We start from the raw sequence: 18,107 nt of genomic DNA, 5'->3' as shown, positions 1-18,107 counted from the left end.
AAGGGCACCGTTCAGCCTGAGCCACGACGAGGTGCACTACCTGTACGAGGACGCGCGTGGCGCGATATGGGTCGGCACGGCGGCCGGCCTGAACAAGATGGAGACGGCGGCCGACGGCACCGTGCGCTTCCGCCGCTACCTGCGCCGCGACGGCATCGCCGACGACGCCATCGCCTCGATCCTGCCCGACGGCGTCGGCAACCTTTGGCTGAGCACCAACAGCGGCATCTCGCGGCTGAACGTCGAGACCGGCTTGTTCCGCAACTACAGCGGCGCCGACGGCACCATCGAGGGCGCCTACTTCGACGGCTCGGCGCTGCGCACGCCGGACGGCACGCTGTACTTCGGCGGCTTCAACGGCATCACCGCCTTCGCCCCGCAGGAGGTGCGCGAGAACAGCGTGGCGCCGACGGTGGCCATCACCGACCTGCAGATCTTCAACAAGTCGGTGCGCGCCGGCCAGGGCGAGCACGGCGCGGTGTTGGGCAGCGCCATCGAGCACACCAGCGCCCTGACGCTGCAGGAGAACGACTCGGTGTTCTCGCTCGAATTCGCCGCGCTGCACTACGCCGCGCCGCAGCGCAACCGCTTCGCCTACCAGTTGCAGGGCTTCGACGAGGACTGGGTGGTGACCGACTCGACCAAGCGCTTCGCCACCTACACCAACCTCGACCCGGGCCGCTACGTGTTCCGCGTCAAGGCGGCCAACAAGGACGGCATCTGGAACGACAACGCCGCCACGCTGGAGATCACCATCCTGCCGCCGTTCTGGAAGACCTGGTGGTTCCGCCTGCTGGTGGCGCTGCTGCTGCTGGGCGCCGGCGCCGCCGCCTACCAGGCGCGCATGCGCGGCATGCGCCGGCAGAAGAGCCTGCTCGAGCAGCAGGTCGGCCTGCGCACCGCCGAGGTGGAACAGAAGAACCAGCTGCTGCAGCAGCAGAAGGGCGAGCTGGAACAGCGCCGGCTGGAGGCGGAGAGCCAGCGCGCCGAGGCCGAGCAGCGCCGCATGGACGCCGAGCGGCAGAAGCTGGAGGTCGAGCGGCAGAAGGAGAACGTCGAAACGGCGCACCGCAACATCTCGGTGCTCAGCGAGTTGGGCCGCGAGATGAACGCCACGCTGGACATGGAGACGGCGATGGGCGCGCTGTACCGCCACGTCCACCACCTGATGGACGCGCAGATGTTCGGCATCGGCTTCCTGCGCGAGGAGCAGGGCGTCATCGAGTTCCCCTTCGCGCTGGAGGGCGGCGTGCGCGCGCTGCCGTACAGCCGCAGCCTGGACCAGCCGAACCAACTGGCCGTGTGGTGCCTGCTGAACCGGCGCGAGGTGTTCATCAACGACTTCTACGCCGAGTACGCCGACTACATGGGCGCCCAGGGCCTGGACCTGCTGACCCGCACGCCGCTGGAGAACGGCGCCATGCCGGAGATCCCGCTGGCCATGCTGTACACGCCGCTGGTGGCCAACGACAAGGTGATCGGCGTGCTGTGCGTGCAGAGCATGCAGCGCAACGCCTACCAGCGGGTGCACATGGACATGCTGCAGGCGCTGGCGGCGCACGCCGCCGCCGGCCTGGAGAACGCGCGCGCCTACCAGCAGCTGGAGGACGCGCTGCAGGCGCTGCGCCGCACCCAGGAGCAGCTGCTGGCGCAGGAGCGCCAGGTGCGGCAGAACACCGAGGAGCTGGCGCGCGCCAACCGCGCGCTGCAGGAGAACGACGAGCGGCTGCGCCAGGCCAAGCAAAAGGCCGAGGACGCGACGCGGCAAAAGTCCGAGTTCCTCGCCAACATGAGCCACGAGATGCGCACCCCGCTGGCCGGCGTGATCGGCATGCTCGGCTTCGCCCTGCGCGACGGCGCGCTGCAGGAAAGCACGCGCGAGCAGATCCTGCGCGGCCAGGCCAACGCCCAGTCGCTGCTGGCCATCATCAACGACCTGCTCGACTTCTCGAAGATCGAGGCGGGCAAGCTGAGCATCGAGAACATCGACTTCGCCCTGTCGTCGACGGTGGAGAACGTGGTCAGCCTGTTCGAGGAGCAGGCCGCCGCCCACAGCGTCGAGTTCGACCTGGAGTTCGGCGAGGCCCTGCCGCAGTTCGTCGTCGGCGACCCGACCCGGCTGCGCCAGGTGCTGGTCAACCTGGTCGGCAACGCCTTCAAGTTCACCCAGCGCGGCGCGGTGCGCATGCGGGTCGAGCGCATCGCCGAGCCGGCGGCGCGGCCCGGCCTGAACCTGATCCGCTTCACGGTGGAGGACTCCGGCATCGGCATCGAGGCCGACGCCATGCCGCGCCTGTTCCAGAAGTTCGAGCAGGCCGACAGCACCACCACGCGGCGCTACGGCGGCACCGGCCTGGGGCTGGCGATCTGCCGCCAGCTGGTCGAGCTGATGGGCGGCGCCATCAGCGTGGTCAGCACGCCCGGCGTGGGCAGCGTGTTCGCCTTCGAGCTGCCGCTGGCCGACGGCGTGGCGCCGCCGCTGGTGCCGCACGTGCCGCGCGAGCCGCACAGCCACCAGCTGCGCATCCTGTGCGCCGAGGACTTCCCGACCAACCAGATCATCATCCGCATGATGCTCGACGGAACTCGGCCACAAGGTCGACATCGCCGCCAACGGCGCGCTGGCGGTGAAGGCCTGCTCGATGACCCGCTACGACCTGATTTTGATGGACGGCCGCATGCCGGAGATGGACGGCGCCAGCGCCACCCGGCTGATCCGCTCGGGCGGCAGCGAGGAGGCGCCGGTGCGCGACCAGGAGCTGATGATCATCGCGCTGACCGCCAACGCCAGCGAGGAGGACCGCAGCCGCTACCTGGGCTCGGGCATGGACGACTTCCTGACCAAGCCGATCGACGAGGCGGCGCTGCACTTCCAGCTGAGCCGCGCCATCGAGCGCCAACTGCAGCGCGGCGTGGCGCTGCCGCGCATGGCGCCGCGCCTGCAGGCGCCGGAGATGCCCAGCGTGTCCGAGCTGGACGCCATGTTCGGCGTGGCGGCCGAGCCGGCGCCGACGGCGGGCCACTACAGCGGCAGCGGCGCCGGCCTGCGCGCGCGCCTGCGCGCCGCCTTCAACGCCGACGTGCCGGCCCGCCTGGCCGAGCTGGACCGGGCGCTGGCCGGGCAGGACGGCGACGGCGCGGCGCGCCTGCTGCACGGCATCAAGGGCAGCGCCGCCTATCTGGAGGAGCAGGAATTGCAGATCCTGTGCGCCGAGCTGGAACGGGCCGCCGACGCCGGCGACTGGCCCAGCGTGGTGGCCGGCCTGGCGCCGCTGCGCGGCCTGCTGGGCCATCCGCTGCCGGCCTGAGTGGCGGCCGAGTGGCGGCCCAAATGTTATCGAGGCGGCGCCCTGTTCGGCGCCGCCGTTTGTCTGTAAGATCCGGCGCGGCTGCCATGTTGATGGCCTTGTTCCGCGCGCGGCACTGGAGAGATGAATGAAAGTATTGGTGGTCGATGATGATGTGGTGTCGCGCATGGTGCTGATGCACCTGGTCGACAGCTGCGGCAGTTTCGAGATCCTCGAGGCGGAGGACGGCGCCGACGCCTGGCGCCAGCTGGAGCAGGGCCTGCGTCCGGCGATCTGTTTCTGCGACCTGCGCATGCCGCGCCTGTCCGGCATGGAGCTGTTGCAGCGCGTGCGCGCCGAGCCGGCGTTCGACGGCATGCCCTTCGTGCTGGTCACCTCGGCCAACGACGACGACACCGTGCAGTCGGCCGACAAGGCCGGCGCCGCCGGCTTCATCGTCAAACCCTTCCAGGCCGAGCAGGTGCGCCAGCACCTGGCCCCCTTGCTCGCGCCGGCGGGGGAGGCGCGCGCCTCCGCGCCGGAGGTGTTGTACCAGGCCGAGGCGCCGGCGGCGACGCTGCAGCGCCTGGGCATCAACCACGAGCGCCTGCTGGTCTACCTGGACGGCTTCCACAAGCAGCTCGACGCCGCCGGCGGCGACATCGGCGCGCTGCTGGCGCGCGGCGAGCAGCGCGAGGCCCAGCTGCGCCTGGAGCGGCTGCGCGCCGGCTGCGTCACGCTGGGCCTGGGCGGCGCCGCCGCCGCGTTGCAGGCGCTGGCGCCGGCCGCCGGCGCAGCTGGAGCAGCAGCAGCGGCGGCGCCAGCGCCATTGGCCAGCGCCGCCGTGCAGGCCGCGCTGGCCGGCGTGGTGCGCGCCGTGCTGCAGCAATCCGCCGAGGTGCGCCAAGCCGGCGCCGCCTGATTTGCCGCCAATGCCAAGGCGCCAGCGGCGCCCAAACCACCCCGCGGCAAAGAGCCAGGGTCAGACCCTAGGGTCTGACCCTAGATTTTGCTTCGGGGTTTCGGTCGCCACCAGTCGGCAAGATTGCGCTTGAAGTCGAGATAGTTTAGGTTTAAAGTATCTGCTCGCAGGCTGATCCGATACCCCTATCCCACCTCAGGCCGACCATGACCACACCGCCCGACAGCAGTGCCAGTGCCCACACCGACCACTTCGCGCGCGAGCACCTGCCGCCGCCCGAGCAGTGGCCGGAGCTGTGCTTCGACCTGCCGCAGCTGCAGTACCCGGCGCGGCTGAACTGCGTCGCCGAGCTGTTGGACGCGGCCGTCGCCGACGGCGCCGGCGAGCGCCTGGCGATCCGCAGCGACACGCAAAGCTGGACCTACGCCGAACTACAGCGCCAGGTCGACCGCATCGCCCACGTGCTGCGCGGCCCGATGGGGCTGGTGCCGGGCAACCGCGTGCTGCTGCGTGGCGCCAACAACCCGATGATGGCGGCCTGCGTGCTGGCCGTCTTCAAGGCCGGCATGGTCGCCGTGCCGACCATGCCGCTGCTGCGCGCGCGCGAGCTGGGCGCCATCTTGGCCAAGGCCGAGGTCAACGCCGCGCTGTGCGCCAGCGGCCTGCGCGCCGAGCTGGACGCCGCGCCGGGCGTGCCGGCCACGCTGTTGTACTTCGGCCTCGATGCCGGCCTCGATGCCGGCACGGACGCCGGCGCCGCGGGGCAGGGCGCCAACTCGCTGGAAGCCCGCATGGCCGAGCAGCTGGAGCGCTTCGACGCCGTCGACACGGCGGCCGACGACATCTGCCTGATCAGCTTCACCTCGGGCACCACCGGCGTCCCCAAGGGCACCATGCACTTCCAGCGCGACATCCTGGCCATTTGCGACTGCTTCCCGCGCGAGGTGCTGCGCTCGCGCGCCGACGACGTCTTCATCGGCACGCCGCCGCTGGCCTTCACCTTCGGCCTGGGCGGCCTGCTGCTGTTCCCGCTGCGGGTGGGCGCCAGCGCCGTGCTGCTGGAGAAGCTGACGCCGGAGACGCTGTTGCAGGCCATCGAACGGCACCGCGCCACGGTGTGCTTCACCGCGCCGACCTTCTACCGCCAGATGGCGCCGCTGGCCGCCAAGTACGACCTGTCCAGCCTGCGCCAGAGCGTGTCGGCCGGCGAGGCGCTGCCGCTGGCCACGCGCGAGAGCTGGCAGCGGGCCAGCGGCCTGGCGATGATCGACGGCATAGGCGCCACCGAGCTGCTGCACATCTTCATCGCGGCGGCCGACGAGCAGATCCGCCCCGGCGCCACCGGCAAGCCGGTGCCCGGCTACCAGGCCTGCGTGCTGGACCGCGACGGCCTGCCGGTCGGCCCCGGCGTGATCGGCCGGCTGGCGGTGAAGGGGCCGACCGGCTGCCGCTACCTGGCCGACGAGCGCCAGCGCGACTATGTGCTGAACGGCTGGAACCTGACCGGCGACGCCTACGAGATGGACGCCGACGGCTACTTCTACTACCGCTCGCGCACCGACGACATGATCATCTCGGCCGGCTACAACATCGCCGGGCCGGAGGTGGAGGACGCGCTGCTGCGCCACCCGGCGGTGGCCGAATGCGGCGTGGTCGGCCGCGCCGACGAGGAACGCGGCCAGATCGTCGAGGCGCACGTGGTGCTCAAGCCCGGCCACGAGGCGGGCGCGCGGCTGGCGGCCGAGCTGCAGGAGTTCGTCAAGAGCCAGATCGCCCCCTATAAATATCCCCGCGCGGTGCGCTTTTTGAACGCCTTGCCGCGCACCGAGACGGGCAAGCTGCAACGCTTCAAGCTGCGCGAGATCGCCACCACGTCGTGAAGAATTCCATGAATATCGTTTGCATAGGCGGCGGTCCGGCCGGCCTGTATTTCAGCCTGTTGATGAAGCAGCAGAACCCGGCCCACCGCATCACCGTGGTCGAGCGCAACCGCCCCTACGACACCTTCGGCTGGGGCGTGGTGTTCTCCGACCAGACCCTGGGCAATCTGATGAACGCCGACGCGGAGACCGCGCGCGCCATCCTGCAATCGTTCAACCACTGGGACGACATCGACATCCATTTCAAGGGCGCCAAAGTCAGTTCGGGCGGCCACGGCTTCTGTGGCATCGGCCGCAAGCGCCTGCTCAACATTTTGCAGCAGCGCTGCGAGGAACTGGGCGTGGAGCTGGTGTTCGAGACCGACGTCGCCGACGACCAGCAACTGGCGGCCAAGTACGGCGCCGACCTGGTGATCGCCTCGGACGGTTTGAACAGCCGCATCCGCAGCCGCTACGCCGCCACCTACGCGCCGCAGATCGAGGCGCGCCAGTGCCGCTTCGTCTGGCTCGGCACCAAGAAGAAGTTCGACGCCTTCACCTTCGCCTTCAAGCAGACCGAGCACGGCTGGTTCCAGGCCCACATCTACCAGTACGACGGCGACACCTCGACCTTCATCGTCGAGGCGCCGGAGACGGTGTGGCGCGCCGCCGGCCTGGAGGAGATGAGCCAGGAGCAGAGCATCGCCTTCTGCGAGCAGCTGTTCGCCGAGCAGTTGGACGGCCACGCGTTGCTGTCGAACGCCGCCCACCTGCGCGGCTCCAGCGTGTGGATCAAGTTCCCGCGCATCGTCTGCGAACAGTGGGTGCACTGGAACGGCGCCACGCCGGTGGTGCTGATGGGCGACGCCGCCCACTCGGCGCACTATTCGATCGGCTCCGGCACCAAGCTGGCGCTGGAGGACGCCATCGAACTGGCGCGCTGCTTCGGCGCGCACGAGGAGACGGCGGCGGCGCTGGCGGCCTACCAGTCGCTGCGCGCGGTGGAGGTGTTGAAGATCCAGAGCGCGGCGCGCAATTCGATGGAGTGGTTCGAGAACGTGCAACGCTACAGCGCGATGGAGGCGCCGCAGTTCGCCTACTCGATGCTGACGCGCAGCCAGCGCCTGTCGCACGAGAACCTGCGCCTGCGCGACGCCGCCTACGTGGCCGGCTTCGAAAGCTGGTTCGCCGCGCGCGCCTTCGCCCAGGCCGGCGTGGCGCCGCCGGCGAACCTGGCGGTCCCGCCGATGTTCACGCCGTTCAAGGTGCGCGGCCTGACGCTGAAGAACCGCGTCCTGGTCTCGCCGATGGCGCAGTACAGCGCCGTCGACGGTGTTGTTGGCGACTACCATCTGGCGCATTTGGGCGCGCGGGCGCTGGGCGGCGCCGCGCTGGTGTTCGCCGAGATGACTTGCGTGTCGGCCGAGGCGCGCATCACGCCGGCCTGTCCCGGCATGTACACGCCGGCCCACACGGCGGCGTGGCAGCGCATCGTCGACTTCGTCCATGCGAGTAGCGACGCCAAGATCGCGCTGCAGCTGGGCCACGCCGGCGCCAAGGGTTCGACCCGTGCCATGTGGGACGGCATCGACCAGCCGCTGGAGCAGGGCAACTGGCCGCTGTGCTCGGCCTCGCCGCAGCAGTACCTGACCGGCGTGTCGCAGACGGCGCGGGAAATGGGCGAGGCCGACATGGCGCAGGTGCAGGCCGACTTCGTGCGCGCCACCCTGGCCGGAGACGAGGCCGGCTTCGACTGGCTGGAGCTGCACTGCGCGCACGGCTATTTGCTGTCGTCCTTCATCTCGCCGCTGACCAACCGGCGCGGCGACGACTACGGCGGCAGTCTTGAAAACCGCTGCCGCTTCCCGCTGCGCGTGTTCGCCGCGATGCGCGCCGCCTGGCCGCAGCACAAGCCGATGAGCGTGCGCATCTCGGCGCACGACTGGGTCGAGGGCGGCATCACGCCGGACGACGCGGTGGCCATCGCCCGCCTGTTCAAGGCAGCCGGCGCCGACCTGATCGACTGCTCGTCCGGCCAGGTGAGCAAGCGCGAGAAGCCGGTCTACGGCCGCATGTTCCAGACCCCGTTCGCCGACCGCGTGCGCAACGAGGCGGACATCGCCACCATCGCCGTCGGCTCCATCTTCGAGGCCGACCACGCCAACGGCATCATCGCCGCCGGTCGCGCCGACCTGTGCGCGGTGGGCCGGCCGCATCTGGCCAACCCGGCCTGGACCTTGGCCGAGGCGGCCCGCATCGGCTACCACGCCGTGGCGTGGCCGAAGCAGTACCAGCCCGGCAAGCAGCAGCTGGAGCGCAACCTGGAACGTGAGCGCCAGTTGGCGGCGGCCAGCGGCGGCCTCAGTCCGCAGCAGGTGGCGGCCAAGCTATTGGAGGGATGAGGACATGACGACACTATCGAACACCCTGGCCGGCAAGCACGCGCTGGTGACGGGCGGCGCGCGCGGCATTGGCGCCGCCTGCGCGCGCGCCTTGCTGCTGCGCGGCGCGCGCGTCACCCTGGCCGGCCGCGACGTGGCCGCGCTGCTGGAGGCGCAGCGCGCCATGAGCGCGCTCGGCGAGGTCGGCGTCGAGGCGCTCGACGTGGCCGACGAGGCGGCGGTGCAGGGCGCCTTCGCCCGCGCCGCCGAGCGCTTCGGCCGCATCGACATCCTGATCAACAATGCGGGCCAGGCGGAACCGGCGACCTTCCTGAAGACCGACGCGGCGCTGTGGCAGCGCATGCTGGCGGTGAACCTGAGCGGCGTGTTCCACTGCACCCAGGCGGCGCTGCCGGCCATGCTGGAGGCGCGCTGGGGCCGCGTGGTCAACGTCGCCTCGACGGCCGGGCTGGTCGGCTACCGCTACGTCTCGGCCTACGTCGCCGCCAAGCACGGCGCGGTCGGGCTGACGCGGGCGCTGGCGCTGGAGGTGGCCGCCAAGGGCGTCACCGTCAACGCCGTCTGCCCCGGCTACACCGAGACCGACATCGTGCGCGCGGCGGTGGCCAACATCGTCGCCAAGACCGGCCGCAGCGAGGAGCAGGCGCGCGCCGAACTGGCCGGCGCCAATCCGCAGCAGCGCCTGGTGCAGTGCGAGGAGGTGGCCAACGCCGTGGTCTGGCTGTGCCTGCCCGAGTCGGCCGCCATGAACGGCCAGGCCATCGCCGTGGCCGGCGGCGAGGTCATGTGAACACACCTATCAAAGCATTCAGCAAGGGAAGCCATGTCATTTTCCGCTAACACCGAGGACGCCGGCGCGGGCGAGCACAGCGAGCCGGTGCTCGACCTGTCCAGCCGCCTGACCGAGGACCACCACCAGTCGCTCAAGCTGTGGCTGCGCATGCTGTCGTGCACCGTCAAGATCGAGAACGAGATCCGCAGCCGGTTGCGCGCCAACTTCGGCATCACGCTGCCGCGCTTCGACCTGATGGCGCAACTGGAGCGCTACCCGGACGGCCTGCGCATGGGCGAACTGTCCAAGCGCATGATGGTCACCGGCGGCAACATCACCGGCATCACCGACCAGCTGGAGCAGGAGAAGCTGGTGGTGCGCGTGCCCGACCCCAAGGACGGCCGCGCCTACAGCGTCAAGCTGACCGGCGCCGGCCGGCGCGCCTTCGCCACCATGGCGGCGGTGCACGAGGGCTGGATCGCCGAACTGCTGCAGGACATGTCCGGCGCCGACAAGGGCCAGCTGATCGCGCTGCTGTCGCAAATGAAGCGGCACCTGAACGCGCCCGACGACAAACCATAACGAGGACACCACCATGCGATACCTTCCCGGCGAAGCCCAGCAACTGCCCGGCAACCGCGCCAGCCTGGCCGGCTACCAGGCGCGCCACTTCCTCTTCGAAGTGGCCGACGGCGTCGCCACGCTGACCCTGAACCGCCCCGAGCGCAAGAACCCGCTGACCTTCGACTCCTACGCCGAGCTGCGCGAGCTGTTCCGCGCGCTGGCCCACGCCGACGACGTCAAGGCGGTCGTCATCGCCGGCGCCGGTGAAAACTTCTGCTCCGGCGGCGACGTGCACGACATCATCGGCCCGCTGACCAAGCTGGACATGCCCGGCCTGCTGGCCTTTACCCGCATGACCGGCGACGTGGTCAAGGCCATGCGCGCCTGCCCGCAGCCGGTGGTTGCGGCCGTCGACGGCATTTGCGCCGGCGCCGGCGCCATGCTGGCGCTGGCCGCCGACCTGCGCCTCGGCACGGCGCGCAGCAAGACCGCCTACCTGTTCACCCGCGTCGGCCTGGCCGGCTGCGACATGGGCGCCTGCGCGCTGCTACCACGGCTGATCGGCCAGGGCAGGGCGTCGGAGCTGCTCTACACCGGCCGCTCGATGGGCGGCGTGGAGGGCGAGCGCTGGGGTTTTTTCAACAGTCTGCACGAGCCGCAGGAGCTGCTGGCGGCGGCGCGCGCGCTGGCGCAGGGGCTGGCCGACGGCCCCACCTTCGCCCACGGCATGACCAAGAAAATGCTGCAGCAGGAGTGGAACATGGGCGTCGACGAGGCCATCGAGGCGGAGGCGCAGGCGCAGGCCATCTGCATGGCCACCAACGACTTCCACCGCGCCTACCACGCATTCGTGGCCAAGCAAAAACCGCAATTCGAAGGGGATTGACATGTCCGACAAATCGTATCTGGAGTGGCCGTTCTTCGAGCCGCGCCACGCCGCGCTGGAGCGCGAGTTGGACGCCTGGGCCGATGCTGAAATGCGCGGCGCCCACAGCCATGGCGCCGACGTCGACGCGGCCTGCCGCGCGCTGGTGCGCCAACTGGGCGCGGCCGGCTGGCTGCGCCACGCCGTCGCCGGCGTCGAGCACGGCGGCGCCGGCGCGGCCATCGACACGCGCGCCATCTGCCTGATCCGCGAGACGCTGGCGCGCCACGCCGGCCTGGCCGACTTCGCCTTCGCCATGCAGGGCCTGGGCTCGGGCGCCATCAGCCTGTTCGGCAGCGCCGCCAACCGCGCCCGCTACCTGCCGCGCGTGGCGGCCGGCGAGGCCATCGCCGCCTTCGCCCTGTCCGAGCCGCAGGCCGGCTCCGACGTCGCCGCCATGCAGTGCGCCGCCGTGCGCGACGGCGACCACTACGTGCTCAACGGCGAGAAGACCTGGATCTCCAACGGCGGCATCGCCGACTTCTACGTGGTGTTCGCGCGCAGCGGCGAGGGCGCCGCGCCGGGCCAGACGCGCGGCGCGCGCGGCATCTCCGCCTTCATCGTCGACGCCGACACGCCCGGCTTCGCCGTCGCCGAGCGCATCGACGTGATCGCGCCGCACCCGCTGGCGCGGCTGCGCTTCACCGACTGCCGCGTGCCGGCGGCGCGCCTGGTCGGCGAACCGGGCCAGGGCTTCAAGGTGGCGATGGCCACGCTCGACGTGTTCCGCACCTCGGTGGCGGCGGCGGCGCTGGGCTTCGCCCGCCGCGCCTTCGACGAGGCGCTGGCGCACTGCCAGCAGCGGCAGATGTTCGGCCAGCGCCTGGCCGACTTCCAGCTGACCCAGGCCAAGCTGGCGCAAATGGCCACCGGCATCGACGCCGCCGCCTTGCTGACCTACCGCGCCGCCTGGCAGCGCGACCGCGGCGAGCGGGTGACCAAGGAGGCGGCGATGGCCAAGCTGACGGCGACGGAAACGGCGCAGCAGGTGATCGACGCGGCGGTGCAGATCTTCGGCGGCCTGGGCGTGGTCAGCGAGCACCCGGTCGAGCGGCTGTACCGCGAGATCCGCGCGCTGCGCATCTACGAGGGCGCCAGCGAGGTGCAGCAGTTGATCATCGCGCGCGAGCTGCTCGGCGCCGCGCCGGCGCCGCCGGCGGCATAGGACTTTAGAAAGGCAAGAGCATGGAATTTCTACAACCGGAGGGCTGGGCGCGAGCACGCGGCTATTCGAACGGCGTGGCCGCCAGCGGCAGGATGGTCTGCGTCAGCGGCATGATCGGCTGGGACGGGCAGGGCGTGTTCCACACCGACGACTTCGCCGGCCAGGTGCGCCAGGCGCTGCTCAACGTGGTGGCCGTGCTGGCCGAGGCCGGCGCGCGGCCCGAGCATATCGTGCGCATGACCTGGTACGTGCTCGACAAGAAGGAGTATGTCGGCGCCTACAAGGAGGTCGGCGCGGCCTACCGCGAGGTGATCGGTGCGCACTACCCGGCGATGACGGCGGTGCAGGTGGCCGGCTTGCTGGAGGAGCGGGCCAGGGTGGAGATCGAGGTCACCGCCGTACTGCCGCAAGCCACCGTCACCGGCTAACGCCCTCCCGCGCGCGTCTTGTCGCCCCCGGCTTATCCGCCACAACGCCACTCGACCCAGCCAACGTGGTCCGGCCCAGCTGGGCTACGGCATGCGCAGCCTCTATCACCATTGAGGGTTGTCGGGCGCGGCCGGTTGCTTAGGCGGCGCCGTTCAGCGCGGGCACCGCGCGGCGTGGCTGGAAGCGGCGCCGCGCCAGGCCGACCAGGCCCAGTCCGGCCAGCAGCATGGCGTAGCTGGCCGGCTCGGGCACCGCCGTCAGCGGGTCGAGCAGGATCGCCTGGCAGTCCATCAGTTTGCAGCCGTAGGCGGCGATCTGCCCCTTTTCATTGATGCTGTAGGCGCCGCGCACGGTGAAGCCGTAGTTCTGCAGCACCAGCGCGTTCAGGTCGAGCATCTGGTTGCCGGCGTAGAGGAAGGCGTGCAGCTGGCCGCCGTCGGCGGTGGAGGCCACGCCGACGACGCTGCCGGCGTCGTTGACGCCGAGCGCCTCGCTGAAGGCGCCGCCGATGGTGCCGAGGTCGGTCGCGCTGCCGTTCACATACAGATAGGCGTGTTCGCTGGCGTCGCCGGCGGTGTATTTGCCGACGATGTTGCCGGCGTCGTTGACGGCATTGGCCACGCTGACGTCGCTGCCGAGTATGCGCAGCGCGCTCATGTTGCCGTTGTCGTAGACGAAGGCCCGCTCGGTGACGCTGCCGCCCTGCCGGTAGGTGCTGACCGTGCCGACCACCCGTCCGGCACTGTTGACGCCGTTGGCGACGCTGTAGTCGGCGCCCAGCGTGCCCAGGTCGGTGGCGACGCCGTCGCGGTAGCTGAAGGCGTGCTGCGGTCCGCCGGCGTTGCCGAAGGTGGCGGCGCCGACGATCTGGCCGCCGTCGTTGATGCCCTTGGCGGTGTTGGCGAAGAAGTTGGCGCCGCCCAGGGCCTGGAGGCTGCCGTTGCGGTAGACGAAGGCACTCTTTTGCCCCAGGCTATCGGACCAGCCGACCGCCTGGCCATGGTTGTTGAGCCCGGTGGCGTAGCTGAAGGCGGCGGCCCCCGCCAGGGTGCCGAGGTCGGTGCGGCCGCCCTTGAACAGCGTGGCGTGGTAGTAGTCGTCGGCCACCAGGTTGGCGCCGGCGACGACGCCGGCGTCGTTGATCGCCGCCGCATAGCCGCCGCCGAGCAGCGTCATGGAGTAGTTGGGGGCGGCGGCCAGGGCGCCGCTCGAAGTGGCGACCAACAGCAGCGAGAACGAAACACGGGCAAGCGACATCATGATGGGCTCCTGGATATGGGAAGTGGCAGAGATCATTCTTGTAATGTTTCGTATTCTACATTGCATTTTCCATCACGCTACAAAAACGGCGGTTTCGACGACACACTTTGCGTGGTGCCGCGACAAGCTGTTTCAAATTGGCAACTGACGGGCGCGGTTGCGGCCGTCGCGCTGGCGCGGTGCCGGGGGGGGGAGGGAAGGGGCCGCGCCGTTGCGGCCGGCAGGCGCGGTGGCGCTGGTCCCCCCGACTGGAATCGAACCAGTATCCCACGCTTAGGAGGCATGTGCACTATCCATTGTGCTACGGGGAGGACGCGTCGGCACCGCCGTGCGCGGCGCCGGAGCCGGAGCCGGGCGGCGCGGTGCCGCCCGGTGGCCGGCTCGGACGCAATTATAGCCGACGGCGCGGCGGAAACTAGCCCCCGATGCGCGACAGTCGGTACAATGTGCGCTTCATCCATCCATTCGGCGCGGTTTACGCTCCCCTGCGGGCGCGCTCGAGCAACTCTATCTCCACTATGGCAGTCATTTCATTATCCTCGGCGCAGCTGGCCTTTGGCCACGTCGCGCTCCTCGACCACGCCGAATTCTCCCTCGAAACGGGCGAACGCGTCGGTCTGATCGGCCGCAACGGCACCGGCAAGTCCTCCCTCCTGAAGGTCATCTCGGGCCGCTTCAAGCTCGACGACGGCCTGCTCACCATGCAGCAGGGCATCCGCATCGCCTACGTCGAGCAGGAGCCGGTGTTCGACCCGGAGATGAGCGTGTACGACGCCGTCGCCTCCGGCATGGGCGAGCTGCCGGCGCTGCTCAAGGAGTACGACGCGCTGACCGGCCAGTTCGGCATGGGCAACGACGACGCCGTGATGGACCGCATGCACGACGTCCAGGTGTTGCTCGACGCGGCCGACGCCTGGAGCCTGCCGAACAAGGTGGCCACCGTGCTCGACCGCTTGAACCTGACCGGCGACATGTTGATGAAAACGCTGTCGGGCGGTATGCAGAAGCGTGTCGCGCTGGCCCGCGCGCTGGTCTCGGCGCCCGACGTGCTGCTGCTCGACGAGCCGACCAACCACCTGGACTTCACCTCCATCCTGTGGCTCGAAGGGCCTGCTGCGCGACTTCAAGGGCAGCGTGCTGTTCATCACCCACGATCGTAGCTTCCTCGACAACGTGGCGACCCGCATCATCGAGCTCGACCGCGGCCGCCTGCTGTCGTATCCGGGCAACTTCAGCGCCTACCAGGTGCGCAAGGAGGAACAGCTGGAGATCGAGGAGGTCGAGAACGCCAAGTTCGACAAATTCCTCGCCCAGGAGGAGGTGTGGATCCGCAAGGGCGTCAAGGCGCGCCGGGTGCGCGACGAGGGCCGCGTGCGCCGCCTCGAGGCCTTGCGCCTGACGCGCGTGGCGCGCCGCGACCAACAGGGCCAGGTCAAGCTGGACGTGTCGGCCGGCGAACGCTCGGGCAAGATCGTCGCCGACCTGGACAACGTCTCCAAGACCTACGGCGACAAGGTCATCGTGCAGGGCTTCAGCGGCACCATCCTGCGCGGCGACAAGGTCGGCCTGATCGGTGCCAACGGCGCCGGCAAGACCACCCTGCTCAAGATGATCCTCGGCCAGGAGAGCTCGGACACCGGCAGCATCCGCCTCGGCACCAAGCTGCAGGTGGCCTATTTCGACCAGATGCGCAGCCAGCTCAACGAGGAGGCGAATCTGATGGAAACCATCGCCCCGGGCAGCGACTGGGTCGAGATCAACGGCCAGCGGCGCCACGTGATGACCTACCTGAACGACTTCTTGTTCGCCCCCGAGCGGGCCCGTTCGCCGGTCAAGTCGCTGTCCGGCGGCGAGCGCAACCGCCTGCTGCTGGCGCGCCTGTTCGCCAAGCCGGCCAACGTGCTGGTGCTCGACGAGCCGACCAACGATCTGGACATCGACACCCTGGAGCTGCTCGAGGAGTTGCTCGAGGACTACACCGGCACCGTCTTCCTGGTCAGCCACGACCGCACCTTCCTCGACAACGTGGTGACCCAGGTCATCGTCGCCGAAGGCGAGGGCAAGTGGCGCGAGTTCGTCGGCGGCTACACCGACTGGGAGCGCGTGCGCACCGCGCCGACGCCGGTGGCGCCGGCCTCGAAGGGCGTGGCCAAGGCCGAGCAGGCGGCCGCCGTCAGCAGCATGGCGGCGCCGGCCGTCAAACAGAAGAAGCTCAGCTTCAAGGAACAGCGCGAGCTCGACGAGCTGCCCAAGCAGATCGCCGCGCTCGAGGACGAGCAGAGCGCGCTGGCGCTGCAGCTGTCGGACCCGGACTTCTACAAGAAGAACGCGGCCGAGGCCAAGCGCATCAACGGCCGCGTCGAGGCGATCGAGGCGGAGCTGCTGCTGGCACTGGAGAAGTGGGAGCAGATCGAGGCGCGCGGTCGTCCCTGAGGCGGGCCGAAGACACAAATTCGTGGCAAATGTGACGCGCGATATAGGCGCTTGAGGTTGCATCAATTATAATAAGTGCTTCCCATTTCCATTGGTGGTGCAAATTGAAGCAAAATTGGACGGCCCCGGCGCGCGCCGGGGCGGCCCGCCGGCGGCAGGCGGGACGGCGTGTTTGAGCGGGCGGCGCTGGCCCGCATCCTGCCCTTCGGCATCTACATCGCTTTCATCCTGATCGCCGACGTGCTCGCCTGGCTGGGGTGCGACGGCCAACAGCTGCGCCATCTGTACGCCGTCAAGATCGCCGCCGTGGTGGCGGCCCTGCTGTATTTCCGCCGCGACTACGACGAGCTGGCCGGTCCGGCGCCCGGTGCCGCCGCCTTGCTCGGCGCCGCCGGCGCCGGCGCCCTGGTGTTCGTGCTGTGGATCGAGCTCGACGCCGCCTGGATGGTGCTGGGCGCCGCCGACGGCTACGACCCGCGCCGCGCCGGCGCGGTCGACTGGTGGCTGGCCGGCAGCCGCCTGGCCGGCGCCGCGCTGGTCGTGCCGTTGATGGAGGAGCTGTTCTGGCGCTCGTTCCTGATGCGCTCGGGCACCGCCGTGGATTTTCGACAGGTTGACCCGCGCACCGTAAAGTTTCAGGTGGTTATTGTCGAGGTGATATTATTCGGCATTGAGCACAACTTGTGGTTCGCCGGCGTGATCGCCGGGACGGTATACAGCGCGCTGTACATGCGCCAGCGCAGCTTGTGGACCGCCGTCGCCGCCCATGGCGTCACCAACGGCCTGCTGGGCGCCTGGGTGTTGCACACAGGCAGCTGGCGTTACTGGTAGTCCCCCTCTTTCTGGATACGTACAACGATGACAACACCGATGCCTAGCCCCTTGCAAGCAATCCCTTCCGCCGCGCCGCTGCGCGCCTGTGCCTTGCTGCTGGCGGCGCTGGCCGGCGCGCCGGCCGGCGCCGCCCTGAGCGACACCATCCAACCCTACGTCGGCCTGACCTACACCCACGACGACAACCTGCTGCGCCTGCGGGACGACGCCGCCGGCCAGCGCAGCGACGCGGTCAGGTCGGTGGTGTTCGGCTTCTCCGCCGAGCGCCCGATCGGCCGCCAGCGCCTGAAGGCCAGCGCCCGCGTGACGCGGGTCGATTACGACCACTTCAGCCAGTTCAACTACAACGGCAAGGACGCCGCCGCCTCGCTCGACTGGGTGCTGGGCAACCACCTGAGCGGCTCGCTGGGCGCCAGCTACGGCCAGAGCCTGATGTCGTTCACCGACTTCCACACCACCGAGCGCAACCTGCGCAGCCAGCGCAGCGAGTTCGCCGACGGCGGCTGGACCTTCTATCCGCGCTGGCGCGCCCGCGGCCGCGTCGGCCGCGACAAGTTCGACTACGAGTTGCGCTCCCAGCAGTCGCTCAACCGCACGGTCGACAGCGAGCTGCTCGGACTCGACTACCTGGCCGGCAGCGGCAGCACCATCGGCCTGCAGCTGCGCCACGAGCAGGGCCGCTACGACCTGCCGCAATTTTTCGGCGGCGCTTCGGTGCGGCAGGACTACCGCCAGGACGAGGTCAAGCTGAAGGTGTTCTGGCAGCTGGGCGGGGTGACCCAGCTCGAGTTCCTCGGCGGCCACGCCAGCCGCAAGCACGACCAGTTCAGCATCAGCGACGCCAGCGGCCTGAACGCGCGCGCCACGCTGATCTGGTCGCCGACGGCGACGCTGCGCCTGACCGGCTCGGCCTGGCGCGACTTCTCGCCGTTCGAGGGGCAGATCATCAGCTACTCGACCGACAAGGGCGCCAGCGTCGACGCCGACTGGAACGTCAGCGCCAAGGTCCAGCTGCACGGCCAGTTGCGCCGGGTCCGGCGCGAGCTGGGCGGCGCCAGCCCGCTCAGCGCCGTGGTCGGCGCGCGCGACAGCAACCTGTCGACCCTGGTCGGGGTGAGCTACGCGCCGCGCCGCAACATCCAGCTGGGCCTGTCGCTGTTCCGCGAGCGGCGCAGCGCCGACTCGGCCTTCAGCAGCGACTATCACGCCAACGGCGCGACGGCGCGCGCCAACCTTCAGTTCTAGCATCGAAAAC

At 69.9% G+C, this 18,107-nt stretch carries 12 protein-coding genes, 1 tRNA gene and 2 pseudogenes; 13 read left to right on the top strand and 2 right to left on the bottom strand.

Annotated elements, in window-relative coordinates; genetic code table 11:
- Positions 1-31 precede the first annotated feature (31 nt).
- The 10 genes and pseudogenes from QC826_RS21495 to QC826_RS21450 all read left to right on the top strand — a co-directional run.
- Positions 32-2,401, top strand: a pseudogene (locus tag QC826_RS21495) (ATP-binding protein); the annotation flags it as partial.
- Between the two features lie 241 nt (positions 2,402-2,642).
- Positions 2,643-3,308, top strand: coding sequence for a response regulator (locus tag QC826_RS21490; RefSeq protein ID WP_279766560.1), 666 nt, complete (start codon positions 2,643-2,645; stop codon positions 3,306-3,308).
- A gap of 127 nt (positions 3,309-3,435) precedes the next feature.
- Positions 3,436-4,209, top strand: coding sequence for a response regulator (locus QC826_RS21485; protein ID WP_279762356.1), 774 nt, complete (start codon positions 3,436-3,438; stop codon positions 4,207-4,209).
- 206 nt (positions 4,210-4,415) lie between these two features.
- A complete protein-coding gene (locus QC826_RS21480) occupies positions 4,416-6,089 on the top strand; it encodes an AMP-binding protein (RefSeq protein WP_279762355.1) in 1,674 nt (557 codons plus the stop codon).
- A gap of 8 nt (positions 6,090-6,097) precedes the next feature.
- A complete protein-coding gene (locus QC826_RS21475; protein WP_279762354.1) occupies positions 6,098-8,470 on the top strand; it encodes a bifunctional salicylyl-CoA 5-hydroxylase/oxidoreductase in 2,373 nt (790 codons plus the stop codon).
- A 4-nt stretch (positions 8,471-8,474) separates the two neighbouring features.
- Positions 8,475-9,260, top strand: coding sequence for an SDR family NAD(P)-dependent oxidoreductase (locus tag QC826_RS21470; protein WP_279762353.1), 786 nt, complete (start codon positions 8,475-8,477; stop codon positions 9,258-9,260).
- Between the two features lie 33 nt (positions 9,261-9,293).
- A complete protein-coding gene (locus QC826_RS21465) occupies positions 9,294-9,824 on the top strand; it encodes a MarR family winged helix-turn-helix transcriptional regulator (protein WP_279762352.1) in 531 nt (176 codons plus the stop codon).
- Positions 9,825-9,837: 13 nt separating this feature from the next.
- Entirely contained in the window at positions 9,838-10,692 is an 855-nt protein-coding gene (locus QC826_RS21460) for an enoyl-CoA hydratase family protein (protein ID WP_279762351.1), read from the top strand.
- 1 nt (position 10,693) lies between these two features.
- Entirely contained in the window at positions 10,694-11,896 is a 1,203-nt protein-coding gene (locus QC826_RS21455) for an acyl-CoA dehydrogenase family protein (protein ID WP_279762350.1), read from the top strand.
- Positions 11,897-11,916: 20 nt separating this feature from the next.
- A complete protein-coding gene (locus QC826_RS21450) occupies positions 11,917-12,324 on the top strand; it encodes a RidA family protein (RefSeq protein WP_279762349.1) in 408 nt (135 codons plus the stop codon).
- Between the two features lie 139 nt (positions 12,325-12,463).
- Here QC826_RS21450 and QC826_RS21445 read toward each other — a convergent pair whose 3' ends face one another.
- A complete protein-coding gene (locus QC826_RS21445; RefSeq protein WP_279762348.1) occupies positions 12,464-13,585 on the bottom strand; it encodes a PEP-CTERM sorting domain-containing protein in 1,122 nt (373 codons plus the stop codon).
- Positions 13,586-13,821: 236 nt separating this feature from the next.
- Positions 13,822-13,896: transfer RNA gene (locus QC826_RS21440), tRNA-Arg, on the bottom strand.
- Positions 13,897-14,103: 207 nt separating this feature from the next.
- On the opposite strand from QC826_RS21440, the pseudogene QC826_RS21435 reads away from it, so the two are divergent.
- From QC826_RS21435 to epsL, 3 genes and pseudogenes are all read left to right on the top strand, one after another.
- Positions 14,104-16,018: pseudogene (locus QC826_RS21435) on the top strand (ATP-binding cassette domain-containing protein).
- 168 nt (positions 16,019-16,186) lie between these two features.
- Positions 16,187-16,849 (top strand): CAAX prenyl protease-related protein, encoded by a 663-nt coding sequence (locus QC826_RS21430; protein WP_279762347.1) that lies wholly within the window; start codon positions 16,187-16,189, stop codon positions 16,847-16,849.
- Between the two features lie 51 nt (positions 16,850-16,900).
- Complete coding sequence (epsL, locus tag QC826_RS21425) at positions 16,901-18,097, top strand: XrtB/PEP-CTERM-associated polysaccharide biosynthesis outer membrane protein EpsL (RefSeq protein WP_279762346.1); 1,197 nt, start codon at positions 16,901-16,903, stop codon at positions 18,095-18,097.
- Positions 18,098-18,107 lie beyond the last annotated feature (10 nt).

The sequence above is a fragment of the Rugamonas sp. DEMB1 genome (genome assembly GCF_029834475.1).
Classification (GTDB): domain Bacteria; phylum Pseudomonadota; class Gammaproteobacteria; order Burkholderiales; family Burkholderiaceae_D; genus Rugamonas; species Rugamonas rubra.
This window is presented reverse-complemented; position numbering and strand designations above follow the sequence as displayed.